General features: G+C 49.5%; 24 protein-coding genes and 1 pseudogene. 12 read left to right on the forward strand and 13 right to left on the reverse strand.

Going from position 1 to position 25,131, the window contains the following annotated elements; translation table 11 throughout:
• Window positions 1-11 precede the first annotated feature (11 nt).
• Window positions 12-980 carry an ABC transporter substrate-binding protein gene (locus tag C7A19_RS13430; RefSeq protein WP_077651574.1) on the reverse strand — a complete coding sequence of 323 codons (969 nt, stop codon included), beginning with the start codon at window positions 978-980 and terminating at the stop codon, window positions 12-14.
• 506 nt (window positions 981-1,486) lie between these two features.
• Here C7A19_RS13430 and nhaD point away from each other — a divergent pair.
• Window positions 1,487-2,917 (forward strand): sodium:proton antiporter NhaD, encoded by a 1,431-nt coding sequence (nhaD, locus tag C7A19_RS13435; protein ID WP_069362865.1) that lies wholly within the window; start codon window positions 1,487-1,489, stop codon window positions 2,915-2,917.
• Window positions 2,918-3,027: 110 nt separating this feature from the next.
• On the opposite strand, the gene C7A19_RS13440 is transcribed toward nhaD, so the two are convergent.
• From C7A19_RS13440 to dctP, 4 genes are read right to left on the reverse strand one after another with little or no spacing between them, the layout of a single operon-like run.
• Complete coding sequence (locus C7A19_RS13440) at window positions 3,028-3,468, reverse strand: universal stress protein (RefSeq protein ID WP_069362866.1); 441 nt, start codon at window positions 3,466-3,468, stop codon at window positions 3,028-3,030.
• Window positions 3,469-3,489: 21 nt separating this feature from the next.
• Window positions 3,490-4,773 (reverse strand): TRAP transporter large permease, encoded by a 1,284-nt coding sequence (locus C7A19_RS13445; RefSeq protein WP_069362867.1) that lies wholly within the window; start codon window positions 4,771-4,773, stop codon window positions 3,490-3,492.
• A gap of 16 nt (window positions 4,774-4,789) precedes the next feature.
• On the reverse strand, window positions 4,790-5,365 hold the full coding sequence (locus tag C7A19_RS13450; protein WP_069362868.1) for a TRAP transporter small permease: 576 nt from the start codon (window positions 5,363-5,365) through the stop codon (window positions 4,790-4,792).
• 57 nt (window positions 5,366-5,422) lie between these two features.
• A complete protein-coding gene (gene dctP / locus C7A19_RS13455) occupies window positions 5,423-6,448 on the reverse strand; it encodes a TRAP transporter substrate-binding protein DctP (RefSeq protein ID WP_198533047.1) in 1,026 nt (341 codons plus the stop codon).
• 576 nt (window positions 6,449-7,024) lie between these two features.
• Between dctP and ppiC the strand changes: the two genes are divergently transcribed.
• From ppiC to C7A19_RS13475, 4 genes are all read left to right on the forward strand, one after another.
• Window positions 7,025-7,306 carry a peptidylprolyl isomerase PpiC gene (gene ppiC, locus C7A19_RS13460; RefSeq protein WP_116645110.1) on the forward strand — a complete coding sequence of 94 codons (282 nt, stop codon included), beginning with the start codon at window positions 7,025-7,027 and terminating at the stop codon, window positions 7,304-7,306.
• 151 nt (window positions 7,307-7,457) lie between these two features.
• Complete coding sequence (locus tag C7A19_RS13465) at window positions 7,458-8,594, forward strand: GGDEF domain-containing protein (protein ID WP_116645111.1); 1,137 nt, start codon at window positions 7,458-7,460, stop codon at window positions 8,592-8,594.
• A 244-nt stretch (window positions 8,595-8,838) separates the two neighbouring features.
• Window positions 8,839-10,188: an alpha-amylase family protein gene (locus C7A19_RS13470; protein ID WP_116645121.1), complete on the forward strand. Its 1,350-nt coding sequence runs from the start codon at window positions 8,839-8,841 to the stop codon at window positions 10,186-10,188.
• A gap of 254 nt (window positions 10,189-10,442) precedes the next feature.
• On the forward strand, window positions 10,443-12,605 hold the full coding sequence (locus C7A19_RS13475) for a S9 family peptidase (protein ID WP_116645112.1): 2,163 nt from the start codon (window positions 10,443-10,445) through the stop codon (window positions 12,603-12,605).
• 69 nt (window positions 12,606-12,674) lie between these two features.
• Here C7A19_RS13475 and C7A19_RS13480 read toward each other — a convergent pair whose 3' ends face one another.
• Window positions 12,675-14,114 (reverse strand): MFS transporter, encoded by a 1,440-nt coding sequence (locus tag C7A19_RS13480; RefSeq protein ID WP_116645113.1) that lies wholly within the window; start codon window positions 14,112-14,114, stop codon window positions 12,675-12,677.
• 272 nt (window positions 14,115-14,386) lie between these two features.
• Here C7A19_RS13480 and C7A19_RS13485 point away from each other — a divergent pair, with 272 nt between their 5' ends.
• Window positions 14,387-15,199: a helix-turn-helix transcriptional regulator gene (locus tag C7A19_RS13485; RefSeq protein WP_158020541.1), complete on the forward strand. Its 813-nt coding sequence runs from the start codon at window positions 14,387-14,389 to the stop codon at window positions 15,197-15,199.
• A gap of 52 nt (window positions 15,200-15,251) precedes the next feature.
• Here the strand turns inward: C7A19_RS13485 and C7A19_RS13490 are convergent, their stop codons facing one another.
• The gene (locus tag C7A19_RS13490; RefSeq protein ID WP_077521768.1) at window positions 15,252-16,019 is read right to left on the reverse strand and encodes a siderophore-interacting protein; all 768 of its coding nucleotides are present in this window, start codon (window positions 16,017-16,019) and stop codon (window positions 15,252-15,254) included.
• A gap of 166 nt (window positions 16,020-16,185) precedes the next feature.
• On the opposite strand from C7A19_RS13490, the gene C7A19_RS13495 reads away from it, so the two are divergent.
• The 3 genes from C7A19_RS13495 to C7A19_RS13505 all read left to right on the forward strand — a co-directional run bounded on the left by C7A19_RS13495 (window position 16,186) and on the right by C7A19_RS13505 (window position 18,141).
• The gene (locus C7A19_RS13495) at window positions 16,186-16,569 is read left to right on the forward strand and encodes a cytochrome b562 (RefSeq protein WP_077521770.1); all 384 of its coding nucleotides are present in this window, start codon (window positions 16,186-16,188) and stop codon (window positions 16,567-16,569) included.
• A 34-nt stretch (window positions 16,570-16,603) separates the two neighbouring features.
• Window positions 16,604-17,344: a lipoate--protein ligase gene (locus tag C7A19_RS13500; RefSeq protein ID WP_077521772.1), complete on the forward strand. Its 741-nt coding sequence runs from the start codon at window positions 16,604-16,606 to the stop codon at window positions 17,342-17,344.
• Window positions 17,345-17,409: 65 nt separating this feature from the next.
• Window positions 17,410-18,141: a gamma-glutamyl-gamma-aminobutyrate hydrolase family protein gene (locus tag C7A19_RS13505; RefSeq protein ID WP_116645114.1), complete on the forward strand. Its 732-nt coding sequence runs from the start codon at window positions 17,410-17,412 to the stop codon at window positions 18,139-18,141.
• A gap of 93 nt (window positions 18,142-18,234) precedes the next feature.
• Here C7A19_RS13505 and pcp read toward each other — a convergent pair whose 3' ends face one another.
• The 4 genes and pseudogenes from pcp to C7A19_RS13525 all read right to left on the reverse strand — a co-directional run bounded on the left by pcp (window position 18,235) and on the right by C7A19_RS13525 (window position 21,362).
• Window positions 18,235-18,879, reverse strand: a complete 645-nt coding sequence (gene pcp / locus C7A19_RS13510; RefSeq protein ID WP_116645115.1) for a pyroglutamyl-peptidase I — start codon at window positions 18,877-18,879, stop codon at window positions 18,235-18,237.
• Between the two features lie 74 nt (window positions 18,880-18,953).
• A pseudogene (gene msrB / locus C7A19_RS13515) lies at window positions 18,954-19,985 on the reverse strand (peptide-methionine (R)-S-oxide reductase MsrB); the annotation flags it as partial.
• Window positions 19,986-20,213: 228 nt separating this feature from the next.
• Window positions 20,214-20,924 (reverse strand): LrgB family protein, encoded by a 711-nt coding sequence (locus tag C7A19_RS13520; RefSeq protein WP_077651596.1) that lies wholly within the window; start codon window positions 20,922-20,924, stop codon window positions 20,214-20,216.
• A 6-nt stretch (window positions 20,925-20,930) separates the two neighbouring features.
• Entirely contained in the window at window positions 20,931-21,362 is a 432-nt protein-coding gene (locus C7A19_RS13525; protein WP_116645117.1) for a CidA/LrgA family protein, read from the reverse strand.
• 415 nt (window positions 21,363-21,777) lie between these two features.
• Between C7A19_RS13525 and C7A19_RS13530 the strand changes: the two genes are divergently transcribed.
• From C7A19_RS13530 to C7A19_RS13540, 3 genes are all read left to right on the forward strand, one after another.
• The gene (locus C7A19_RS13530) at window positions 21,778-22,041 is read left to right on the forward strand and encodes a helix-turn-helix transcriptional regulator (RefSeq protein ID WP_051503382.1); all 264 of its coding nucleotides are present in this window, start codon (window positions 21,778-21,780) and stop codon (window positions 22,039-22,041) included.
• 12 nt (window positions 22,042-22,053) lie between these two features.
• A complete protein-coding gene (locus C7A19_RS13535) occupies window positions 22,054-23,301 on the forward strand; it encodes a HipA domain-containing protein (RefSeq protein WP_116645118.1) in 1,248 nt (415 codons plus the stop codon).
• A 98-nt stretch (window positions 23,302-23,399) separates the two neighbouring features.
• Window positions 23,400-24,299, forward strand: coding sequence for a LysR family transcriptional regulator (locus C7A19_RS13540; protein WP_116645119.1), 900 nt, complete (start codon window positions 23,400-23,402; stop codon window positions 24,297-24,299).
• Between the two features lie 140 nt (window positions 24,300-24,439).
• Here C7A19_RS13540 and C7A19_RS13545 read toward each other — a convergent pair whose 3' ends face one another.
• The gene (locus C7A19_RS13545; protein WP_077608499.1) at window positions 24,440-24,727 is read right to left on the reverse strand and encodes a type II toxin-antitoxin system RelE/ParE family toxin; all 288 of its coding nucleotides are present in this window, start codon (window positions 24,725-24,727) and stop codon (window positions 24,440-24,442) included.
• Window positions 24,724-25,005: a type II toxin-antitoxin system Phd/YefM family antitoxin gene (locus tag C7A19_RS13550; protein WP_077608498.1), complete on the reverse strand. Its 282-nt coding sequence runs from the start codon at window positions 25,003-25,005 to the stop codon at window positions 24,724-24,726. Before C7A19_RS13550 ends, C7A19_RS13545 begins: the two co-directional genes overlap by 4 nt.
• Window positions 25,006-25,131 lie beyond the last annotated feature (126 nt).

Here is a 25,131-nt window from a genome sequence, read left to right on the forward strand (position 1 = left end):
ACTGATACAAACTAGTCTACGATGCGTGAGGCGCGATCTAAGAGAGAAGCAGGCACCTCAAGGCCGAGTTTCTTAGCCGCTGCGCGATTGACAGCAAGGTCTGATCCTTCCGCCACTTTGGCTGGCAATGATGAAATCGGTTTGCCTTCCAACACCGCGGCAACATAATCTGCGGTTTGTACCCCAACCGAGTAGTAATCAAAGCCTAATGCCGCTACTGCGCCGTTGGGAATATAAGACGTCGAGCCACCGATAACTGGTGTGTCTGCTGCGTTAGCAGCGGCGACTAAGCCATCAATAGCGCTAGCGACTGTGTTGTCTGTTGGGGCATAAATCACATCAGACTGTGTCGCCACGACCTGTGCGGCTGACTGGACGTCAGCACTTTTTAGTGCTGTCCCTTCGATCACTTTAATCCCATGTTGCTCAGCGACTTCTTTTAGCAGCTCAACTAAGGTGACGGCGTTTGCTTCGCCTGGGTTATACACCACGCCAATAGAGGAAAGGTTGGGTAAAAGTTCTTTGGCCAGTGCGACGTGTTGTGCCACAGGGGAAAGATCAGAAAGACCTGTCACATTGCCGCTGGGGGCATCCATGTTTTTGACCAGCTTTGCGCCGACAGGATCGGTCACGGCGGTGAAAATCACTGGTACATCGCGGGTAGCGGCCGCGAGCGCTTGTGCAGAGGGGGTCGCAATCCCGACAAGGACATCCGGCTGTTCGCCGACATACTGGCGAGCAATTTGTACCGCAATCGCGGGGTTACCTTGCGCCGTTTGATATTTAAAATCGAGATTCTCGCCCTGAGTATAACCTTTGGCAATCAGGCCATCCAATAGACCATTGCGGGCGGCGTCAAGCGCAGGGTGCTCCACAATCTGAGAGACGGCGACACGCGCCGTTTCAGCCAGGGTGGAAGTGGTCGTTCCCACTGACAACGCAGCCGCGCAGATAACGGCCGCGAGTTTAGATGCTTTCATAGTGACTCCCTTCTTTGAACTGTGCATCCCAGCAAGATAGCAATGATGCGTTTGCGATGTTGTTTAAGTGTTATTTTTTGGTTTTTTCAATGAGGATGACTAAAATCATTCACTTTTTGTTTAAATCTAGTCGATTTTTGCCGACTATGACAGCGATTACCAACGAGTAAGTTGATATTATTAATCTTGACAGTAACCCATGTCACCTCTTTTTTACGGTTGAAACGTGCTTAGTAATAGACGTTAACGCCATATTTGTTAATATTATGTTCGTTTTTGTTCTGTGGTGTTCTATCCGTGCAAAATAAATAATTGATACATTGCACGATTGCCACAGAGCACGCTTTTTAAACTGTCTTTTAATGGTGAGAAAGGTGTCACTGCGCCGAGGCGACGCGATGTGTCTCTATGGTGGGTGGTCGGTCAATAAACAGTCGGAAACAGGCTGATTAACACGACTTAATTGTCATATCAGAAGTAAGGAAACAACATTTGGAGGCTCAAGGATGAAGCGTTTGGTTGCGGCGTTGGCGATGGTATCGCCAACGGCTTTTGCCGCTACAACAGGACAAGGGCTGGATTTAACTCAGTCCTGGGTGGGCTATGCGTCTTTGGCAATTTTTGCGGTTGCCTACAGCTTAGTGATGCTAGAGGAAAAGCTTCATTTGCGAAAATCGAAGCCTGTTTTGCTGGCGGCGGGCTTGATTTGGCTGCTCATTGGTTTTGCCTACTCGCAATGGGGCAATATGGCACCGGCGCATGCCGCGCTAGAGCACAATCTGTTGGAGTATGCCGAGCTATTGCTGTTCTTGTTGGTGGCCATGACCTACATCTCGGCGATGGAAGAACGGCGTTTATTCGATGGCTTGAAAGCGTGGATTTTGAGTAAAGGCTACGATTTGAGAAGCCTGTTTTGGATTACTGGGATCCTATCGTTCTTTATCTCGCCAGTGGCGGATAACCTTACCACTGCACTGTTAATGTGTACCATTGTGCTCAAAATTGGTGGTGATAACCCTCGGTTTATTAATCTGGCTTGTATCAACATTGTTGTGGCGGCAAACGCCGGCGGTGCGTTTAGCCCCTTCGGCGATATCACCACCTTGATGGTATGGCAGGCGGGCAAAGTCACCTTTGCCGAATTCGGCGCTTTGTTTATTCCGTCTGTGGTCAACTACGTGATCCCTGCCTTTATCATGTCGCTCTTTATCCCGCGGACGCAGCCGGATGTGATGCAAGAGCATGTTGAGCTAAAGCGGGGCGCGCGCCGCATCATGGTCTTGTTCTTGCTCACTATCGCTACGGCGGTTGCTTTCCATGGTTTTATCCATTTCCCGCCGGTGATGGGGATGATGATGGGGTTGGCTTATCTGCAGTTTTTTGGTTTTTATCTGCGCCGCACGCTTCCGCGATCGTTAGCGCGTAAACGTGCTATCGCTGAGGCGAAGAATGACGAAGCGGCATTGCGTCGACTGGGGTCAGTGGTACCCTTTGATGTCTTCCGCCGCATTTCCCACGCCGAGTGGGACACCTTACTCTTCTTCTACGGGGTAGTGATGTGTGTTGGCGGCCTTAGCTTGATTGGGTACTTATCGTTAGTCTCGAATGTGATGTATCTCGAGTGGAATCCTATTTGGGCGAATACACTGGTAGGGGTTTTATCTGCGGTCGTGGATAACATTCCGGTCATGTTTGCGGTATTAACCATGAGCCCTGAGATGTCCCACGGTAACTGGCTATTGGTGACGTTAACAGCGGGTGTGGGGGGGAGCTTGTTGTCCCTTGGCTCTGCGGCCGGTGTCGCGCTGATGGGGCAAGCCCACGGCAAATACACCTTTTTTGGCCACCTAAAATGGGCACCGGTGATTATGCTCGGTTACTTGGCCTCTATCGGTGTCCACCTGGTACTGAATAGTCATTATTTCCACATGCAATAAAAGCGCTGGAAATATTGAAAAAAAAGGCCAGCATCTTTCGATGCTGGCCTTTTTCTTATTGTGATGACTGGGTGTGAACGACAACGTGTGAAAAACGCCATCACAGGCGGTTAAACTACCATCGTAGGGCAATGTGCCCGCCCCGCCACACGATGGGAGACACTGCCAAGAAACATCCCGTCTTTGTCTGAGTGGGTGCCATGCGCACCCATCACAATCAAATCTACCTCTTTGTTTTTCGCAAACTTAATAATGGTTTTGGACGGGCGCCCGCCTTTGACAAACCCGCGCACACTCTCGCCACCGTTCTCTAGCGCATGTTGTTTGGCTTGCTCAACGATGTTGCGCGCGTACTCGCTCAGGGTCTGATCTGGGATTTGCAACCGATCGGGGCGAACCATCGATAGTGACGCCTCAAACAAACTGTGATGTTTAAACACACACAATAAGTAAAGTTCAGCATGAGTGAGTTGTTGCAACTCAATCGCTTTATCTAACGCATTTAACGCAGAATATGAGCCATCGACGGCAACCAATATTCGTTTAAACATCCAATTACTCCTGTTGTTTAGTTACCCAAACGCGATATCACGTAGGAATAACGCAATCTGCGGGAACATCACCAACAGCGCGGCTGATAGAAGCAGCATGGCGATAAATGGCCCCGTTCCTCGGATAACTTCCCAATAGGGTTTTTTGAAAATCGCAATAGCGGTGAAAATATCACAGCCAAACGGAGGCGTTGCTGAGCCGATCGCCACTTGCAAGGTGATCACAATCCCGACGTGCACAGGATCAAGACTAGTGGCTTCTATCGCAGGTGCAAATATAGGCGTGAGCACCAGGATCACCACAATCGGATCAACGAACATACAGGCGACAAAAAAGGCAATGGAAATAGAGGCCAGCACGCCCATCGGACCCATTTCACTTATCCCGACTGCCTCGAGAATAGTTTGCGGGATTTGCGCGAAAGAAATGATCCAAGAAAAACCGTTGCCCACGCCCACCAGAATAAAGACTACAGCCGTAATTAAGCCTGTTGAGCGTGCGATGGTGAACACATCTTTGCTGCTAAGTGAGCGAAAGACACCAAATTCCAAGATCATCGCATAAAGCACACACACCGCGGCCGCTTCTGTGGGACTAAAGACACCGCCATAAATCCCGCCGACGATGATCAGTGGGAACATCAGTGGCCACAAGGCTTTTCGGGTGGCGGTAATCCGCTCACTCCAGCTCGCTTTAGGCTCAGTCGGCACTTTGTGGACAGTGGCGTAATACAAGCAGTAGAGCGAGAAAAAGGTCAGGATCATCAATCCAGGGCCGATCCCAGCGATAAACAGTTCGGCGATAGAGGTTTCTGAGATCACCCCGTAAATGATCATCCCGATGCTGGGAGGAATCAAAAAGGCGATATCACTGGAGTTGATGATTAACGCGAGCGAAAAAGAGTCGCTATAACCGGCTCGAAGCAGCTTTGGACGCAATGCCGAGCCAACGGCCACCACGGTTGCCTGTGTTGAGCCAGACACGGCACCAAACAGGGTACACGAGGTGGCGGTACTGATCGCCAACCCGCCGCGAATATGACCAATAAAGGTCATGACCATATCAATCAATCGGTTGGCGGATTGCCCCCGCGTCATAATGTCGGCGGCGAGAATAAACATAGGAACAGCAATCAGTGAGGCAGGGCGGATGCCTCCCAGCACTTGCTGAATAAACGTGTCCATTTGACCCACGCCGCCAAACATCATGTAAAAACCGGTTAGCGCGGCAGTAATCAAAGGGACCATCATTGGAAAGCCAAGCACAAGCAAGACAATCATGATGAACATTAACGTCATGGCCATAGTGGTAGGTGCCTATTTAAACTTCACTTTCTGTCTCAGCGTAACCATCGAGGACGCCAGCGGAGAGGTAAACATCGGGCGAGGTGAGATTTTTATAGACAGTCAACCCGTACTGAATGCCGGTGACGATAAAGCCCAGTGGTACCCAGATATAAATCCACCAAATCTCGAAGCCAAGTGCTGGCAAGATACGACCGCGGTCATAAACGGAGACAATGTATTGATAAGAAAAATACGCCAACACCAGCATGATAAGGCCTGTGATCAGCGCGATGCTTGTCATTAAGATTTTTCTGCCTTTGAAAGGCAGGGTGTCATACAGAGCAGACATACGAATGTGGCGACCATGTCTCGCCGCGTAGCCAATCCCTGCAAAGGTGATTAAAACAATTAAAATACGATTGATTTCGCCAGAAAAAAACAAGCCCTGCCCAAAACCAAAGCGTGCAATAACGTTAACACAGGTATTCAGGGCCATTAGGAGCACACCAGCGGCCAACATGAAGGATTCGATTTTACAAATCAGGGTATCCAATTTGCCAAGAAGGCCAGGAAGCTCGGAGTGGTACGTGAGAGAGTCGGAATCGGTCATTACGCATTCCTCAGGTAAAACAGGCACCGTGTGACACGGTGCCTGAGTGATTAGCGACTAGTTAGTAACAGCGTCCAAGTCTTTCTTAAACTGGTTAAGAAGGGCTTTGCCGCTTTCGCCAGTCATTTCGTAGAAGGTTTCCTCTACCTGTGGCGCACGTGCTTTAAACTTCTCGATTTGCGCATCAGTCAAGCGAGTCACAGTGACTTCATCACTCGACGATTTGATTTTCTCGAGTGATTCATCAGCCAAGCCGCGGATGTGTTCAACGGTTTGGTTAAATGCATAGTCAGCGGCATCGCGGATCATCGCTTGCTCGTCGGACGACAAGCCGTCAAAGAAGTCCTTATTTGCCATTGAGGCGGTGGTAAACCAGCCGTGGTGCGTAAAGATTAGGTTAGGTGATACTTCATACAAACCGCCTGACTCAATCCAGAAAATTGGGTTTTCTTGACCTTGAATCATATTGGTTTGGAGTGCACCGTATACTTCACCCCATGGCAATGGCGTTGGCGTTGCACCAAAGGCTTCATACGTCGATGAAAGCAGTGGGTTAGTCATGACGCGAATTTTCTTACCTTGAAGATCGGCAGGCTCAGTCACAGGCTCGTCCGCCGTCATCACCATCTCGCCTTCAGGATACATTTTGAGCAGCTCAAGACCTTGCTCTTCATACAACTCTGGGAAGTCTTCATTCACCGCTTTACTCTGACGGAAGAACTCAATCACGGTTTCCATATCCGTCGGCATCAGGTAAGGGATAAAAAAGATTTGTGCTTCTGGGATCAACGAACCGGTAAAGCCAGGTGATTGGTTAACAAACTGAAGGATACCTGCCTGCGTTTGTTCCATGATGTCGTCGGATTCGCCGAGTTCACCGAAACGATAAATCTGCAGCGTATGCTCAGAGTTGTCCTCAATATACTCCTTGAACTTGTGTGCATAGACGTCTTGCACGTCACCTTCGTACTCCTCGTGGGCATAACGCCAAGTGTCGGCATTGGCCATGGCTGAGAAGCCTAGTGCGGCGGCAACGCATGAAATTGCAGTCAATTGCTTAAGGTGGCTGTAAATGGACATCATGTCCCTCCGATATGTGGATTAGCTTTCACTCGTGGTTAACGAGAGTGTGATTGAGATCTGTTTCTCATCGAGTGAGGTGGCAGTACGTGCCTGTCTCTCCTATACCCGTAAAAGCATCTGCCGATGTTTTTAAACAAATAGCAGATAATACAGACAGCTTAACCATCAGAGGTGTAAATATTAAAGTCAGATGAATATCAATGTGCCAGCAGTGTGACTTAGATCTCTTTTTGATGCTTTTTGTGATGATAAACGCTGCTTTCTCCAATCTGTTTTTTTGCATCAAAATGCGATCAAATCAGCGTTTTAAGAGATTTTTTAGCCATGGTGGCGGAAAGAAATTAAACGCACTTGGTTATGACGGAACTGAATAGAGCTGGCAGCGAAAAGGCCGGAAAGGGGGATTTTTATCTATTTTATCCTTCCACCCCTAATGAATTTTCGCCGGCTTTTCGCGCAACGTCCCCCTCGCCTAGACTCACTCCCTCTGCATCGATTGTGGTCGCCTTATTATGGCTGTTATCCAGTAACAGAAATCCGGTATACTGAGCGGCTTTAATTTGATGAGATAGCTCGATGGCCAAGAAAGCAGCAGCCCTTCATATACTGTTGAAGGATAAGTCGCAAGCAACCTCTTTGCTTGATCAGCTTAAAAAAGGGGCAAATTTTCAAACGCTCGCGAAGAAGCACTCGCAATGCCCGTCGGGTAAGCGAGGCGGTGATCTAGGCGAATTTCGCCGCGGTGACATGGCACCGCCTTTCGATAAAGCCGTTTTCAGTGGCGAGTTATTGCGCCCGCTTGGGCCGATAAAAACCAAATTCGGCTGGCATATCATTAAAGTCTTGTATCGCAACTAATCCTATCGCTCACGATCGGTGAATAGCGCAAGCACGCCGAAACTGTCATAAAGATTAATCGCCATAAATTGAAGCCGCGCACATTGATTACCGGTAAACGGCCACGGATAAAGTGGTAAAATCGAAGTGCGCCCTAATTAACGTATCGCTGATGTTTAAACTTGATGCACCGACACTGCTCATTACGCTGACTGCAATCCAATGGCTGCTAGCGGGTTTTTTGTTGGTACAAAATCGTAAAGAACCTGGTATCAATGGGTGGGCGGTGTCCCTGTTTATCCATGGTTTTAGCAACCTATTCTTATTTGCCCGCCCGCACCTTCATCCTTACATCGGGATCGTTTTTTATAATGCTTGCGTGATAGTGGCCTTTTCGTTTAGCCATTGGGCGCTGGGACAAATTTTTGCGCGCGACGTACCGCGTTGGCAGTTGATGCTACCTGTTATCCTGTCCGTGATATTTATGGCATCGCACCTTGATGACATCGGGAGTCGCGTGGTTTACGCGAGCTTGATCGTCAGTATGCAGTTATGGCTGATGACACAAACCATTGTGAGTAGTACGAACACCGGCGGCCAGCGTTTAAAGCGTTGGCTGATGATGGTGATGGGGGGATTCAGTGCTGCTTATGTCGGCAGAGCGATATTTGCCCATCTCTATCCTGATCTATTTACGCAACTGCTGGGCACCTCGCTAATACAAGCAGGGCTGATTCTATCGGGCATCGCCTATAGCGTGATTAACACCCTGATTATCTTTCTGTATAAGCTGGAGCGCGTGCACGAGAAGCTCCAACGCGAAGCGACTCGAGATAGCTTAACCGGACTGTTTAATCGCCGCGCCTTTTTGGCGAGAGCGAAACGGCGTGTTGAGACCGCCGCTTTTCCAATCAGTGTGTTGATGATTGATTTGGATGACTTTAAAGCCATCAATGACTCATTTGGCCACTCGGTCGGCGACAAAGTACTGATACATTGTGCTGAGACTTTTGAGCAAGTCGTTGATGATAATGGGATTGTCGGACGCTTGGGGGGAGAAGAGTTTGCGGTCGTGGTGCCTTACTGTGATAGTGCTAGTGCGCAACAGTTATCGGCAGAACTGCTCCGCGCGGTTCAAAACAGCGGCTCAGCGCTTGAAATGACCCTCTCTGCCAGCATCGGGATGACCACCACCACCGAAGCGCTCGATATTGATTGCTTGTTAGCCCAAGCTGATGATGCGCTTTATCAGGCTAAGCATGGAGGAAAAAACACGTTCAAAGTGTTCCCCCTACGCTCTATTCCTTAGCCAAAGCGGGTAGCTAACCCACTTGAAGGCCCAACGCTGCTTTCCCCTAACCGCTATGAAGTCCGGTACACTGGGTGACGAGCGTGCCTGCCCCTTAGCTAGACACCCACTACGCCTTACTTATCATCCTTACACAAGCGGACAAAGGAGGAGGGCGGCACGTATATAGCGTTTATAATTTTGATCATTGAATAAGCCCATCTACAACGGAAACACGGTGATGCGCGAACGCGATAAGGAAGATATGAACGGTTTACAAGAGACCCAATCATCAAGAGCCAACGTTATCTTGCATGCTTTTGATTGGAAGTACGCGGATATTGCCCGGCGCGCGGCGGAGATTAGGGCGTTAGGATATGGCTCGGTGCTGGTGTCCCCTCCGATGAAAAGCGAGCAAGATGAACGTTGGTGGCTTAGGTACCAGCCGCAAGATTATCGTGTCATTGAAAATGCGCTCGGAAACACAACGGATTTCAAAGCCATGGTGGCAGCGTTAAACCATGTTGGTGTGTTTACGTACGTCGATGTGGTTTTCAATCATATGGCCAATGAAGCGCACGCTCGCACTGACTTGAATTATCCCAGCCAAACGGTGATGGCAACCTATCAAGCACATGAAGAGCGCTATCGCGAACTGACATTGTTCGGTGATTTATCTCAGCCACTGTTTACTGAGCAGGACTTCGTTGATGCGTTTGGCATACAAGATTGGAAGGACACCTGGCAAGTACAAAACGGGCGTATTAGCGGTGGGCCCAGCGATCCAGGGTTACCAACACTGCGAGTGTGTGATCATGTGATCGCGCAGCAACGTGCTTACCTTAAGGCGTTGAAAGCAATTGGTGTCAAAGGGTTTCGGATTGATGCGGCCAAGCATATGACCTTAGAACACCTCAAACGCGTGTGGACCGATGATATTACCCATGATGCGCATATTTTTGGTGAAATCATCACCGACGGTGGCGCAAGCAAAGAAGAATATGAACTCTTTCTGGCTCCCTATTTACAAGAAACATGTTTAGGTGCCTACGACTTTCCGCTGTTCTCAACGCTTTATCAGGCGTTTTCCAACCAAGGCAGCCTCAAATCATTGATTGACCCTTATTGCTTCGGCCAAGCCTTATCGAAAGGGCGTGCAATCACGTTTGCCATTACCCATGACATTCCCAACAATGAGGTTTTCTTGGATTTGGTGATGGACGAAGCGAGCGAGTGGCTGGCTTACGCGTATATCTTGGGGCGTGATGGTGGCGTGCCACTGATTTATACCGATCTTGATACCAGTGGTATCAAAGGGGGAGACGGCCAACCACGCTGGCAAAATGCGTGGAAAGATCCAAAGATGGTGCAAATGATCGCCTTCCATAATTTGACCCATGGTGAGCCCATGCGTGTCTTGGAGGCGACCGATGACTGGTTGGTGATTCAACGGGGAGAGGCAGGCATATTGGTGTTAAATAAATCCCTGGAGCCGCAATCACTCTCAGTGACGCTGGAAAATGATTGGCGCGATATGCTAACGGGCGTCACGGTCTCGAGCGAGCAGGGCATTGATGTCGCCGCCCAATCGGCAATGATGCTCGTGCCGGCGTAATGCTGTTGCGAGCGGCCATTCTTTACGTCTACGAAGTGTGTCGATGATTTAACCCCACACGGCTAAAACACGGTAATTTGCCGTTTAAAGCTAAAAACAATGATGTTTGTACCCCGGACGCATTAGAATGAGAGTCATTTTACGAACGATAAAAAGAAGATTGTTTATTGGAACTTGCTTGATGCCCTCAGGTCAGTAAAGAGATGCTTGTTTGTTAAATTACTGTTATGGCTAAATAAACCTGAAGGAAAAGTATGTCCCGACACATTTTACTCACCGGAGCACTGGCGGTGTCTTTGCTCTCAGGGTGCAGTTTTCAAGGAGAGTCACACGTGAAAGCTTCCAGCCCAGGCGAACTGAGTGCGCCTGTCGCGAAAAAAATCCCTCATGAAATGACCATTCACGGCGACACGCGCGTGGATAACTACTATTGGATGCGTGATGATGCACGCCAAGATCCCGATGTGATCGCTCATCTTAATCAAGAAAACGCCTATGCCGATCAGGTGCTCGCGCACACTGAGCCAATGCAGGCCAAACTATTCGATGAAATAAAAGGGCGTATCGTCAAAGACGATGCCTCGGTTCCCGTCAAAAAAGGCAGTTATTTCTATTCCAGCGAAGTGGAAGGCGAGAATGAATACCGCACTTACGTGCGTGCGAAAGACTTTGCCGGCACCGACAAAACGGTGATTTTGGATGTTAACGCGCTCGCGAAAGGGCATGAGTTTTACAGCATTGGCCAACTGAGCGTCAGCCCAAACGAAAACCTATTAGCCTATGGGGAAGATACCCTCAGCCGCCGCGTTTATACCATTCAAGTCAAAGACCTCACCACCGGTGAGTATCTCGATGATAAAATTGAAGGCGCCTCGAGCAGTATTGTGTGGCAGAACGACAACCAAGCCTTCTACTACATCAAAAAAGATCCGCAAACCTTGCTGGGGTATCAGGTTTATCGCCACCGTCTGGGCACGCCGCAATCCGCTGATGATTTAATTTACGAAGAAACGGATACCAGCTACTACACCGGCTTGAGCAAAAGCAAAGACGGTGAGCAAATCTTTATTTGGCACTCTAGCACTGAAACCAGCGGCGTATCGCTCGTGGATGCCAATGATCCGAATGCCACCGCTCAAGCGTTTTATCCGCGAGAAACCGGCATAGAATATGACGTGGCGAAGCGTGGTGAGTGGTATTACATCTATACCAACTACCAAGCGGTGAACTTCCGCTTGATGAAGGTTCATCAAAGCGAGCGTGACGATCGCAGCCAATGGCAAGATGTGATCGCGCCCAATGATAAAGTGCAGTTGGTTGATTTCACCTTGTTCGACAACCACTTGGTGTACGAGCAGCGCGAAAATGGCTTGCCGCGTACCACGGTGCGTAACCTCACCACTGGGGAGGAATATCAGCTTACGTTTAACGACTCAGCTTATGCGTCCTACCTGACCGGCAATGCGGAAATGGACAATTCTGCGGTGCGTGTGTATTACACCAGCTTGACCACACCGGGCACCTATTACGAGTTTGACTTGGCGTCGGGCGAGCGTGAAATGCTCAAACAAAACCAAGTGCTGGGCGATTTCAATCCGGACAACTACCAGTCAGAGCGTGTGATGATCACCGCACGTGATGGTGCGAAAGTCCCTGTGTCTTTGGTGTATCGTAAAGACCGCTTCAAAAAAGATGGTACCAATCCGCTCTATCAATACGGTTACGGCTCCTACGGCGCCACTATGGAGCCCACTTTCTCTACCACGCGTTTAAGCTTGTTGGATCGCGGTTTTGTGTTTGCGATTGCCCATATTCGCGGCTCTGAAATGCTAGGTCGTCCTTGGTATGACGATGGTAAAAAGCTTACCAAAAAGAATACCTTTAACGACTTTATTGATGTGACCAAAGCGCTGACTGCGCAAGGCTACGGCGATAAAGACAAGGTGTTTGCGGTCGGCGGCTCAGCCGGTGGCTTGTTAATGGGGGCGATCATCAACCAAGCGCCAGAGTTGTATTTAGGGGTGGCGGCGCATGTGCCGTTTGTGGATATCGTTACCACCATGCTGGATGAGTCGATTCCACTGACCACCAACGAGTATGACGAGTGGGGTAACCCGAATGACAAAACCTACTATGAGTACATGCTCAGTTATTCACCGTACGACAATGTCAGCGCGCAAGACTACCCCAACTTGTTGGTCACCACAGGCTTGCATGACTCACAAGTGCAGTACTTTGAGCCAATGAAATGGGTCGCGAAACTGCGTGAGCTCAAAACCGACAACCATACGCTGGTGTTTAAAACCGACATGGAAGCCGGCCACGGCGGCGCATCGGGGCGCTTTAAGCGGATTAAAGAAGATGCATTGGAATATGCCTTCTTCTTCGACTTGCTCGACAAGCAGGATGAACAATAGCTTGCCTTAGAGTGTACTGACTTATGGTTGAGGTATGAGCCTCAACCATAATGATTGGCGTGTGGCAGTTTATGATGTAGCTTTGGTTTTTAGTTCCTCTTTCATGAGCCGTACTGATGGTATTGCACATAATAACGTGACTAGGGTTAATCCCATCAGTACCGGTTGAAATGATGCCGAGTGTGCGCCCTGCACATACAGTATCGCGACCATCGCCGGTCCGACAGAGGCACCCAGCAAGGTTAGGAGCCGTGATAACGCACTGGCATCCGGGGTTTGTGTTGGCTCCAAGTCATGATAAGCATGCGACATCCCCAATAAGGTCAACAACCCAATGCCTGCACCACGTAGAACCATGGTCAACGCGATGAGGGGATCGCTTCCCTGAATGCCCGGCCATAGAAACGGCACGGTTCCCATAACAGCAAGGCTGCAGCCCAGCAACGTGGTATTCCCGACGCCAAGTCGCTCACACAGGTTTTTTAGGTGGGGACGGGAAACCAACGCCCCAAGGCCATGCGCGCCGACCCACACACTGGCCAGCCATTCACTGTGTCCAAATCCCTGAATAAACATCAGGGGCAGCGCAAATAGCCCACCGTAAAAACTGATACTCGAGAGAAATAGCAAACCCATTGAGGCACTAAAGGATCCCACGCTAAAAACTTTTAACCGGATGAGCGGCTGCTGGCTTCGTTTTCGTGTATGCCGCACAAACAGGAGCAACAAACTGGCACCGATAAAAGATGCTCCTCCAGTTTCAAGCCAATGCCCCCCTCCCTGGTGGCCGAGATCAGACAAAGACGACAGGCTGTACATCAACAAGACCAGTGCCGGCGCGAGTAACATAAATCCAAGTCCGTCAAACCGGTTGTTCGCCTGTGAGGGCGCGTCGCTAGGCTGCCGCACTTGCTGAACGTCATCATTAGTAATCATCACCCAACCCAGCACAATGCCCACCAATCCAATTGGCAGGTTGATATAGAAAATCATTCTCCAGTCGCCACTATGAAGGAGGTACCCCGCCAGAAGCGGCCCGGCGATCGGGGCCAGGACTGTCGGTATCGCCATCGTCGCCATCGCTGTTTTCAGCAATGGTTTACCCACGGTTTGGACCAAAACGGTTTGCATCACGGTCATTAGGATCCCGGCCCCGACTCCCTGTACAGCGCGGCTCACCAGCAGCCAGTTGATTGTTGGCGAGACTGAACACAATCCAGAGCCTACAGTGAAAACCACCAGTCCGGTGATCCAGAATGCTTTCGCTCCCCACTGCCGGGTTGCCCAGGCACACACCGTCACCGTCACGGCAGCAGCCAGGGTATACAGCACAGAAACCCACTGTATTTGGGTGACGGACGCTGAGAGGCGGGTGGACAGGTCCGGCAGGGCCACCCCCAGAATCGTGGCATCTATCAGTGGTAAACAAACCCCGAAGATCAAGCTGACGATGACCCAACGCTGCGCTTTGCTGAACATAGTGTTTTCACTATTGTTTGCGTTTTTCATGTTAAGCCTCCATTGCTAACAGTCGTTGTGCTGTATCGCCTTGGGCTCGTCTTATTCTCTGAAGTTGAAATAGATAACTGACTCATGTCTCACTCATATAATTGTTTATAATAGAAAAGTGTGTTTTGCTTTCATGGTTGGAGCTCGATGACTCGCCATATCAACATTGTCGAGTTAACTATTTATACTAGGAATGGAGCTGAGTGAATTTCGCATATATGGCAAAAACTATCGAGAATCAGTCAATCCACCGTGATCCGTCCATGGAGCCCATGACGCATCTGAATTTGAATGAACAAACGCCGATCCGGGCTATCGCCAAACAGGTCGTTGAGCGTGCGGAAGTCGCGCTCCATCACCATCCCTGGGGACAGATAGTGTTCTCTGATACCGGCGTCGTGCAGGTCAAAACCCCGCAGGTTGCGTACTTGGTGCCGCCGCAACATGCAGTCTGGATCCCTCCTGGTGTTGCCCATGACTCTTCATTACTTGAAAAGGCAGAAATATTCTCTGTCTATATGTTCCAAACTAATTGTTACTTTCACGGCGAAACATGGCGTAAAGAGTGGGGAGTCTGTCGCTGTTTTCAGGTCAGTACTTTGCTCAGTGAATTAGTCAAGCGTATTGCAACTCAGACGACCGAAAAGATCGGCGAGCAGACATACAGTGCAATGTGCACACTCATAAGCTCAGAAGTGAGGCAAGCTAAAAAAGTCGCTCTTGGCCTACCTATGCCAGAAGATAAACGGTTGCGACATTTATGCGACTTATTTCTTCAGTCACCGTTACAAACGACAACACTTTCTGCCCTCGCGGGTCAAGTAGGCGCAAGTGAGAGCACGGTTGCGAGGCTATTTAGACAGGAATTACAAATGACGTTTAGGCAGTGGAAACATCAAGCTCTTTTGTCGAAGGCTATCGATATGGCGGCGATGAGAGTGCCAACGGGTATCATAGCCCAAGAGCTGGGCTATGCGACTCATAGTGCGTTTTCTTATATGGTAACGTCTTTGGTTGGTAAGCCACCTAAAGCATTTTTATATCAAGATAAAAATGACGATAGTACGCCTAAAATGAACAAGTAGCGTGTTTTACCAGTCTTTTTAAAAGACCTTAGTTAAAGGTGAGGGTCTCGATTTAACATTGTCTCTCCGCATCTTCACGCTTGATCACCTTGTGGCCTTCTTCGGTCACGCCATTTTTCCAATAGCTGCTGATGTAGATAAATTCACGCTCAACGTCATGGTCATTGCGGAAATATTGGCGCATTGCGCGCATGCTTTCAAATTCACAGGCACACCACACGGACACTTGCCCGGCTAACCAAGGCTGTGCTTTTACCGTTTCGGCCAATGTCGGGGTGGTTAGCCAAATAATCTCCATGCCTGCGGGGGCGTCGAGTGGTTGGGCATCTTCCGCGGTATCGAGCTGGATCACCGCATAGCCTTTGGCATCGCGAGGTAGGGTTTTGATCTTGGCTGATAGTGCCGGCAACGCGGTCATGTCGGCAACCATAAAGAACCAATCCGCGTCGCGATTAATCGGCGCAATCGTTCCAGGGCCGGCAATGTTAATGGTATCACCCACTTGGGCATTTAGCGCCCAGCGCGCGGCAAAGCCACAGTCGGTTCGTTCGATTTGGTGGCGAACCATATCCACTTCAATTTGCTGCTGATCAGGCGTAAAGCGGCGAATGGTGTAGGTGCGCATCACGGGGCGCTCGCCCTCAGCTACGCTACTGAGATCAGTGCGTCCCGCTTTATCAAACAGTAACTTGATATAGCCGCCTTCACAGTCAGCGGGGAAGTTCGCGAATGCGTCGCTTTGTAAGGTCAAGCGTTGCATATTGGGTGTGACGGTTTGGGTATCGATAACGTGAGCGAGGTGATAGTTTGGCTGTTTCATATTATCTAACTTAAAATCATTATCATTTACAATTAATCATACCATCTGGATGCGGAATGTGTAAGTGCTTTACATTGTTTTACGCTTCTATGCTAGGCAATACCCCGAGAAGTGAGTAAGATACTGGCGCATTATTATTACTAAAAAACAATCACATGGAGCAAAAATGAAGAAAGTCATACTCACGGGGGCGATGGCGGTGCTGCTGTCGTTGAACGTTTCAGCCTCTGAGCTTAAGCCGATCATGAAAGAAATGAAAATGACCTTCAAAGAAGCCGCCAGTGCACAAAGCATTGAAGCCATGCAAGCACCGGTCGCGAAATTAGAAACCTTGGTCGCGCAAGCCAAAGCCGGCAGCTACCCACCAGAAAAAGCGGATACCTTTATGGAAGGGTTCGATAAACTGGCGGTGACCCTGGATGAGATTGAGACGGCGCTGAGCCAAGGTGACCTCGACCAAGCAAAACAAGGCATGCGCCAAATCGATGCCTTGCGTGAAGAGTACCACGACAAACGCAACCCAAGCATTTGGCAGCGTTTATTCGGTTAATCGCGCAATTAGTGAACGAGACGACAGCGAGGGCATGACGGTGACTCAAAAAACGATTCTGCGCTATCCCTCGCTGTCGGTAGCATCTGCATTTGAGAAAGAGCAGGCGCTGATCCACCGAGTAGAGCAGGGCGAACTCAATGAGGCATTACTGCTTTGGCAGCCAGATGCGCAAACCTTGGTACTGCCAGCGGGCCAAAAATGGCCCCAAACGCCTGAATTACGCCGCGCATTATCGTCGTTAGGGTGGCAAGTGCAAAGCCGACGGACTGGCGGCGCGCCGGTGCCGCAACTGCCCGGCATGATTAACGTGTCTTATCTGACGGTGTGGCCGGCTAACACGCCGTATCATATCCAGACGGCTTACCAGTATTTTTGCACCATTTTACAGTCTTTTTTCCATCAGTTAGGCATTGCAACGACGGTGGGCGACACGCCCGGTTCGTATTGTGATGGTGACTACAACCTCAATATTTACGGCAAAAAAGTGGTGGGAACTGCCCAGCGTATCCTGCGTTTAGGTGCGGGCACAGGCGATGCCAAACAAACGGTGATGCTGGCGCAAGCGTGTTTGCTGATTGATGCGGATTGCCAACATATTGTTGCCCCTGTATCGCTGTGTAATCAGCTTTGTGGTTACGCCGATCGCATTGAGGCCGAGGTGCATACTCCATTAGCCGCGCACCTAGATGAACTGCCGGGAACTGAGCAGCTGTTTCAGTTGCTGACTCAAGCGTTTGTGGCGCGCCCGCCACTCGAGGTGGGCAAGGCTTGAGGCCGACGCTCAATATAGTATGCTTAGCCGCAATCGTGCGTAAAACAAATCCCAAGGAGTGAGGAATGCGCGTCCATCTTGTTATTCACGAGGCGTTTGAAGGCCCAGGTGCCATTTTAGATTGGTGTGACGAGCGAGCCTATCATGTAACCACCAGTCATTTGTATCGGGGCGAGCCATTGCCAGAAAGCGGTGAAGGCATTGATCTGCTGGTGGTACTCGGTGGGCCGCAAAGTCCAGATACGCCACAGTCAGAGTGTCCGCATTTTGATAGTCAGCGCGAGCAAGCGTTGATTAAGCAGTGTATCGAGCAAGGGAGTGCGGTATTAGGGATTTGCCTCGGCGCGCAACTGATTGGTGAAGCCTTGGGCGCGCCGTATCAGGCAAGTCCTGAACCCGAGATTGGCTACTTCCCCATCCAATTAAGCGAAGATGGCCACATCGACGAGCACATTCCGCACTTCGCGCCGCAAGAAATTGTGGGTCATTGGCACAATGATATGCCGGGGCTGACACCCAATAGTCGTGTATTGGCTAGCAGCGAAGGCTGTCCGCGCCAGATCGTGAAGTACGGACCACGGGTGTATGGCTTTCAATGCCACCTTGAGTTGACGTCGCTGGCGGTTGAAGGCTTACTGCAAGCCGCCTATCCAGAGGGCGAGGCCGCTAACAAGCGCTTTATTCAAGACCCTGCCTCCATTCGTGCCTTTGATACGGCACCGATGAATGCGCACTTGTTTGCCTTTCTCGATAGCGTGCTGACTGACAACGCTCTCGTCACTGAGTGGCTGTTTTAAGCGATTAGGTTAGGAGCACGGTATCCGCCACTGTGCTCCACCTACTAAGCGCCCTTGTTTGAGCGTCATCGTCTGAGCGCCATCTACCGCGCGTTAGTGCAACATTCCTTCACACACGGCGGTGACATCATCATCCAATAAACTCAACTCGATGGCTATCTTCATTGCTGCCACCACATCAGCCACCGGCATGCTCGGGGCGCGGTGTTTGCACGCTTGTGCTGGGCTGTAGGGAATATGAATAAAGCCGGCGCGTACCTCAGTATGATGAGCCAGCGCATGCATCAAGCCATAAAACACGTGATTACACACAAAGGTGCCGGCGGTATAAGAAATACTGGCAGGATGATGGGCTTCGTTTAACGCGTTCACTAAACGGTTGAGAGGCAAGGTAGAAAAATAGGCATTGGGCCCAGATGACACCACCGGCGTACCATGCGGCTGCTTACCGGCGTTGTCGGGAATGGGCGCGTCCTGATAATTGATCGCCACCTTCTCAAAACTTATCTCGGCGCGGCCACCGGCTTGGCCAAGGGCAATCACCATCACCGGACTGAGCGATTCCAACGCGCTGTGTAACGTCGATAAGCTGTCTTCAAAAGTGCAGGGCAGCCGCACGGCTTTAACGATGCACTCCTCATTAGGCTGCCAGCCTTCTAATGCTTTTGCCACTTGCCAAGACGGGTTGTCACTCTCGCCGCCGAAGGGTTCAAATCCAGTGATCAATATCGTGTGCATCCAATGCCTCGCGTAAAAAAGCGGTAGAGCTTTACTCTACCGCAGGTTTACAAGCCAATCACGCACTGGTTGCGTTATTCAAACAGATAAAGATAATCCTCATAACCCGCCTCGGCCATTTTATCGACCGGTACAAAGCGCATCGCGGCTGAGTTCATGCAATAGCGCAAGCCGGTGGGTGCGGGACCATCCTCAAACACATGGCCAAGGTGCGAATCGGCGACTTTGCTGCGGACCTCGGTGCGCGTGTAGAACAGGGAGTTATCCGGTTTGGTGACCACATACTGCTTATCGATGGGCTGCGTGAAGCTCGGCCAGCCGGTACCGGATTTGTATTTATGGGTGGAGGAGAACAGCGGCTCACCCGAAACGATATCCACATAAATTCCCGCTTGCTTGTTGTCCCAATACGGGTTTTGGAACGCAGGCTCAGTGCCGTCTTCTTGTGTGACTTCATATTCCATATCTGACAACATCGCGCGGATTTTCTCATCCGAGGGGCGCGAGTAGCGGGTGTTCGTTGATGTCATCTCTTCCGCTTTTTGCGCATCAATCATCTCACGCAAGGTGACCGGATTGTCTTTGCGATCATCACTAAAAATCTCGTCCAGATACTGATCACGACCCGATGCGTAGCGATAATAGCTGTAACGCACGCTGTGGTTTTTATAATAATCCTGATGGTAACTTTCTGCTGGCCAGAATTTCTCGAATGGGATCAACTCGGTTTTGAGCGGCTTTTTGAACACGCCTAACGCGTCAATTTCCGCCATAAAATCGGCAGCAATTTGTTTTTGCGTTTCAGAGCGATAAAAGATCGCGGGACGATATTGCGGGCCACGGTCAACGAACGATCCTTGGTCATCGGTGGGATCGATATGACGGAAAAACTGATCCAGCACCTGTTCGTAATCCACGACGTTAGGGTCATAGGTGACATCAATCACCTCAATATGCCCACTGGTGCCGGACGAGACCTCTTTATAGGTGGGATTTTCCAGCTCACCGCCTGAGTAGCCAGACACCACATCAATCACGCCGTCGAGCTTTTCAAGATCAGCTTCAGTACACCAAAAGCAGCCGCCAGCAAGGGTCGCCTTTTGATAGCCTTGGTCTGTGGTGGCGGTATCTTTCACCGCTGCATAACTTGCTATCGATAGCAAACTGAACGCTGTAAACGCGATGACTCGCCACATTGACTTACGCTGTTTCATTATTGCCTCGTTATTAGAGTTGGTGAGAATCAAGACCTGCGCGCCAAGCAGAAACTTTCATCCTCTCCCACTTTTCTGTTGTTACAGATAACGTAGCGCAGAAAAGCCCTTAGCGATCACCTACCAAAGCAGCTGACCCAACACAGGGGCAAGCAACACAGTGACCATGCCAGCAATCATCATCACCACACTCGACACCACCCCTTCGGCATGGCCTATTTGATAAGCTTTAGCAGTGCCCGCTCCGTGTGCTGATGCGCCCAAACTTGCGCCGCGTCCTAAGCGTGAGCGAATTGCAATCACGGTCAGAATACTCTCACCAATCGCCATGCCAATCACCCCAGTGAGAACCACAAACAGCGCAGTGAGATCGCTTTGTCCGCCAATCGCTTTAGTGGCTTCTACGGCAAAAGGGGTAGTGATTGAGCGCATCGCCAAACTGCGTTGCAGCAGTTCAGACAGCTCAAACACCCGTGCTAGCACCACAGTACTGGTAATCGCGACCAGCACAGACACTGTGACGCCTATCGATAGCGACAACCAATGGCGGCGGATGAGCGCGCGGTTATCATACACAGGGATCGCAAACGCCACGGTCGCTGGGCCCAGCAGCCAAAGCAGCCAGTAAGATTGCGCCATGTAGTCTTGATACGGGATCTTAAACCCAACCACCACCGCGACAATCAGCAAGGGCGCGAGTAACAATGGCATCACCAGAATGGAGGGGTGGCGGCGATACAGCCATTTGCTCATGTAATAGAAGCCAAGGGTCATTAAAAAGCAAGTGACGCTCAATAACGAGGCATGAAGCCAAGTCGGTAAGGCAGACATCATGGCTTAGCACTCCGGTTTTAGATCAGGGTGGTGCGTGTGGTGGTGATTACTGCGGCGGCGCGCCATTTTAACCTCAAAACGATACACTTTATCGACCACCCAAGCGGTTGACGCAATCACCATCGCGGTGCTTAAAATCAGTACAACCATGATCTTACCGCCTTCTTGCAGCAATAAATCTTGGTAGTTGACCACCGCCACCACCGCCGGCACAAAAAACAGCAACATCTCGGCTAACAGCCACGCTGCCCCGCGGCGCAACCAATCGGCACGGACAATTTTCAACATTAATGCGCCTAACAACAGCAACATACCGGTGAGGTTGGCCGGTAGTGGAATAGCAAAGGTTGTGACCAACCAATCAGACAAAAACCAAATGCCTGCTAAGACAAAGACTTGCAGTAAGGTAATTAAGGCGTTTTTAATCAATTGCATCGAAGGCGTGCCAAGAATCTGTGAGATGGCTCATAGTTTACGTCTTGGCAGAGAGTGAATAAAGTGACTTTTTTTTATTTAAACTATGCCAAAATGGCATGATTTGTTGAGCGATAAAGCTGCGTTAGCGACGACCTAGTCCCGTGAGGAATCAGTTTTTCGTCATACATGCCTAGCACTAAAAGTGAAACTATATTTTCATATGTTTTCATAAAAATAATTTATAGTTTCATTTTATGGGAAGTCCGTCATGTTGGCTTCGGCAAAATCGAGTCCTAGCGGATTGTCTTTGATTTCATTGTGATATGAAACTATAATTTCATAAATTTAATATTTATCGAGTTTTAGTATCATTATGATGAAGTATGATAAGGAAGCGCCACCCAAACGCGGTGCCACTGTGTTCCCGCGGCAGATGAAAATATTGCATCAATTGGGTGAAAACATCTTATTGGCGATGAAACGTCGAGGGATCAGTCAAGATAGAATGCATCAGCGCACAGGGATCTCGAAACCAACACTACGAAAAATCACAAAAGGCGATCCGACAGTGTCGTTAGGCCATTATGTTAATGTGCTAGCCGTACTCGGTTTGTTAGACGATCTAGGTAAAGTCGCGCTCGATGATGAACTTGGTAGGAAGCTGCAAGATATCGAGTTGTTAAAAACGAGACGATAGGGCATCAAACGAATGGAAATCTTTGTCTACGCTGATTGGATTGAAACTGAGCCGCCCTTGTTTATTGGGACATTGAGAGCATCGCGAATCCGTGGTAAAGAGCATTTCAGCTTTTGCTACGACAAGGCCTGGCTTAAATCTAAGTATGCTTCTCAAATCGACCCTTGCCTTCATTTATATAGCGGCGAGCAGCACGCTGAAGATGACAAAAACTTCAAGATATTCTTGGATTCTTGCCCTGATCGATGGGGGCGCTTGCTGATGCAACGTCGAGAGGCTGTTATAGCCCGCATTGAGGGACGTAGAGCGAACACATTATACGAAACCGATTATCTCCTCGGTGTTCATGACTCTTTTAGAATGGGCGCTTTAAGGTTTTGCACCGAGCATAGTGGCAATTTTCTTGACGACAATGACGATCTGGCGGCTCCGGCTATGACTTCACTCGCGGAGCTAGAACATGCAGCGCAAGGCATCGAGAACAAACCCGACTTTGATAATCCTGACTACCTCAAATGGTTGAATATGCTTATCTCGCCAGGGTCATCGTTGGGCGGAGCTAGGCCGAAAGCTTCTGTAAGAGATGTCGATGGTACTTTATGGCTGGCAAAGTTTCCAAGTCGGTATGACGATTATGATATTGGCCTGTGGGAATACTTGGTGTACCAAATGGCCTTGGACTCTGGGATCAATATGGCTGAATGTAAAGTGCAGGCCATTGGTTCAGACCACCATATTTTCCTGACTAAGCGATTTGATCGTACCGATGACGGCAGGAGACTGCAATTTACGTCAGCAATGACACAGCTTGAATATTTCGATGGCAATGATGATGGAGCGAGCTACTTAGAGTTAGCGGAATTTCTTATCCAGAATGGTTCTAATACGCGGGCGGACTTGGCACAGCTTTGGAGGCGTATACTGTTTAATATCATGGTTGCCAATAGTGACGATCACCTACGTAATCATGGCTTTATTTTTGACACGACAGGTTGGCGACTGTCACCCGCTTACGACATCAATTCAACACAACATGCCCACGGTCTGCACTTAAATATTGACGACAAAGATAATGCTTTAGATATTGACCTAGCGTTTGAGGTGGCAGAGTACTTTCAACTCGATGTGAAAACAGCTGACAAGATTTATCATCAAGTCGCCCAAGCCGTGTCGAAATGGGAGAGCTTGGCAAAAGAAGCAGGTATCAAACGCGGTGAGCGAGACTTAATGAGAGGCTGTTTCATGCTGCCAAAAGTGTAACCAAGTGACGCATGGTAATAAGTGCCAGTTCCTCTGCTTTTTTCGCCATCAACTATGCCAAAATGGCATGGTTAACGATTAGCTTTTAAGGGCCGTTTATGGATATTCGTGCGTTGCGCTATTTTGTTGCCTTAGTGGAACAGCAGAGCTTTACCGCCGCATCGGCGTCGTTGCATGTGACGCAACCGACAATCAGTAAAATGGTGCGTAACCTTGAGCAAGATGTGGGTCAGCCGTTGTTGCACCGAGAGGGAAGGCGGTTTTGGTTAACCGATGCTGGTGAGGTGGTGTATCAGCGCGCGCAGAGTATTATTGCCGAGTTCGAGCAGCTAAATACCGAACTGGACGATCTTAACCAACTGGCGCGCGGCCAGCTTAGGTTGGGAATGCCGCCGATGATAGGGCCGCTGTATGCCAATGTGTTGCGTGAGTACCGCCAACGGTACCCAAACGTGGCGCTCAGTATTGTCGAATACGGTGGGCGGCGCACCGAACAAGCGCTGATCAATGGCGAGATTGATGTGGCAATCACCATGCTCACCGACACCCAGCCTGAGTGCTTGCAAAGTTTACCCCTACAAACTCACCCCATTTATGCTGTGTTGCCTAATCAAGCGGCGTGGCGCGCGAAAAAAAGCCTGACGTGGCAGGCAGTGAAAGACGAGCCGTTTTATCTGTATAGCGCCGAATTTACCTTAAGCGATCGGATTATTGCCCGCTGTGAAGAGCATGGTTATCAGCCCACCATTGCCGCGCGTAGCAGTCAGTGGGACTTTTTAGCCGCCTTGGTGAAAAGTGGTGCGGGGGTGGCGTTTTTACCCGCGCCTCTATGCCAGCGCCTCAGCGCCAGCTTGGAAGACAGTGAGTTATTACTAGTGAAACCGATAAGCCCAGCGATTGAATGGCAACTCGGGTTAGTCTGGCACGGCGAGCGCTATGTCTCACGCACCGCCGAGGCTTGGATGCAGTTGTGCCAGTCGACAGAGGTGCATCGATAGACTCAGTTCTTTGAGCTACAACGCCTCATAGTACGCAATATGGTGGGGATCTTAAATTCGATGCTCAGAGACAGCGTGATGTGGGATGAAAAAACTCGCCAAAATTTAGTGATTGAAGACATACTCGTTATAACACAGTTTTACACGTCATCTTCCGACAACATTTGACGACAATTACGAACTGTTAGTACGCGGATCTCATGGCTTAAGCTATAGATAATACGATAGTGATTAAAAATTATTTCACGATAGTTAGTATTGGGCAGTTCAGGAACAAAGCGCCCCATTTCAGGCATACTTCCAAGTAGTTCAGTTTTGTCAAAAACTTCGTTTACCCACTTTTCCGCCGCAGGTGGATTATCCAAAGAAATAAATTCCGCTGCATCGCCTAATTTCTGAAGCGCTAGTGGAGACCAAACTACTTTCATTTCTTAATGCGCCCCAGTACTTGAGCACGAGAATCATCATTTGAAACACCAAGGCCTGAAGCTAATTGAGCTTCAGCTGTACGCATTTCTTCCAGTAACTCGATCTTCTCTTGCATTGCTTCATACTCTGCAACATCGAGAACAACAGCTACACCTTTGCCATGCTGTGTGATGACCAATGGACGGCGAGTCTCATTGATTTGTTTGATGTAAGAAGCTACACCTGCACGAAATTCAGATAACGGCTGAATATCTTGATCGAAATGAATACGACTCATATTGAACCCCAAACGGTACAAAGTAACGTACAAACTATAGTTCAATTAACCGTTTTTAGCAAGGGATTGGAGTTGATTAACTCGTTCCCACGCTCCCGCGTGGGAATGTATATGGATTTTGAATCA

This window comes from Salinivibrio sp. HTSP (assembly GCF_003390965.1).
Lineage (GTDB): Bacteria > Pseudomonadota > Gammaproteobacteria > Enterobacterales > Vibrionaceae > Salinivibrio > Salinivibrio kushneri.

Excerpts from the sequence above, each read along its gene's own strand:
- C7A19_RS13430 (WP_077651574.1), bottom strand. The coding sequence starts at position 980 with ATGAAAGCATCTAAACTCGCGGCCGTTATCTGCGCGGCTGCGTTGTCA.
- nhaD (WP_069362865.1), top strand. The coding sequence starts at position 1,487 with ATGAAGCGTTTGGTTGCGGCGTTGGCGATGGTATCGCCAACGGCTTTT.
- C7A19_RS13440 (WP_069362866.1), bottom strand. The coding sequence starts at position 3,468 with ATGTTTAAACGAATATTGGTTGCCGTCGATGGCTCATATTCTGCGTTA.
- C7A19_RS13445 (WP_069362867.1), bottom strand. The coding sequence starts at position 4,773 with ATGGCCATGACGTTAATGTTCATCATGATTGTCTTGCTTGTGCTTGGC.
- C7A19_RS13450 (WP_069362868.1), bottom strand. The coding sequence starts at position 5,365 with ATGACCGATTCCGACTCTCTCACGTACCACTCCGAGCTTCCTGGCCTT.
- dctP (WP_198533047.1), bottom strand. The coding sequence starts at position 6,448 with ATGATGTCCATTTACAGCCACCTTAAGCAATTGACTGCAATTTCATGC.
- ppiC (WP_116645110.1), top strand. The coding sequence starts at position 7,025 with ATGGCCAAGAAAGCAGCAGCCCTTCATATACTGTTGAAGGATAAGTCG.
- C7A19_RS13465 (WP_116645111.1), top strand. The coding sequence starts at position 7,458 with ATGTTTAAACTTGATGCACCGACACTGCTCATTACGCTGACTGCAATC.
- C7A19_RS13470 (WP_116645121.1), top strand. The coding sequence starts at position 8,839 with ATGAACGGTTTACAAGAGACCCAATCATCAAGAGCCAACGTTATCTTG.
- C7A19_RS13475 (WP_116645112.1), top strand. The coding sequence starts at position 10,443 with ATGTCCCGACACATTTTACTCACCGGAGCACTGGCGGTGTCTTTGCTC.
- C7A19_RS13480 (WP_116645113.1), bottom strand. The coding sequence starts at position 14,114 with ATGAAAAACGCAAACAATAGTGAAAACACTATGTTCAGCAAAGCGCAG.
- C7A19_RS13485 (WP_158020541.1), top strand. The coding sequence starts at position 14,387 with ATGACGCATCTGAATTTGAATGAACAAACGCCGATCCGGGCTATCGCC.
- C7A19_RS13490 (WP_077521768.1), bottom strand. The coding sequence starts at position 16,019 with ATGAAACAGCCAAACTATCACCTCGCTCACGTTATCGATACCCAAACC.
- C7A19_RS13495 (WP_077521770.1), top strand. The coding sequence starts at position 16,186 with ATGAAGAAAGTCATACTCACGGGGGCGATGGCGGTGCTGCTGTCGTTG.
- C7A19_RS13500 (WP_077521772.1), top strand. The coding sequence starts at position 16,604 with ATGACGGTGACTCAAAAAACGATTCTGCGCTATCCCTCGCTGTCGGTA.
- C7A19_RS13505 (WP_116645114.1), top strand. The coding sequence starts at position 17,410 with ATGCGCGTCCATCTTGTTATTCACGAGGCGTTTGAAGGCCCAGGTGCC.
- pcp (WP_116645115.1), bottom strand. The coding sequence starts at position 18,879 with ATGCACACGATATTGATCACTGGATTTGAACCCTTCGGCGGCGAGAGT.
- C7A19_RS13520 (WP_077651596.1), bottom strand. The coding sequence starts at position 20,924 with ATGTCTGCCTTACCGACTTGGCTTCATGCCTCGTTATTGAGCGTCACT.
- C7A19_RS13525 (WP_116645117.1), bottom strand. The coding sequence starts at position 21,362 with ATGCAATTGATTAAAAACGCCTTAATTACCTTACTGCAAGTCTTTGTC.
- C7A19_RS13530 (WP_051503382.1), top strand. The coding sequence starts at position 21,778 with ATGAAAATATTGCATCAATTGGGTGAAAACATCTTATTGGCGATGAAA.
- C7A19_RS13535 (WP_116645118.1), top strand. The coding sequence starts at position 22,054 with ATGGAAATCTTTGTCTACGCTGATTGGATTGAAACTGAGCCGCCCTTG.
- C7A19_RS13540 (WP_116645119.1), top strand. The coding sequence starts at position 23,400 with ATGGATATTCGTGCGTTGCGCTATTTTGTTGCCTTAGTGGAACAGCAG.
- C7A19_RS13545 (WP_077608499.1), bottom strand. The coding sequence starts at position 24,727 with ATGAAAGTAGTTTGGTCTCCACTAGCGCTTCAGAAATTAGGCGATGCA.
- C7A19_RS13550 (WP_077608498.1), bottom strand. The coding sequence starts at position 25,005 with ATGAGTCGTATTCATTTCGATCAAGATATTCAGCCGTTATCTGAATTT.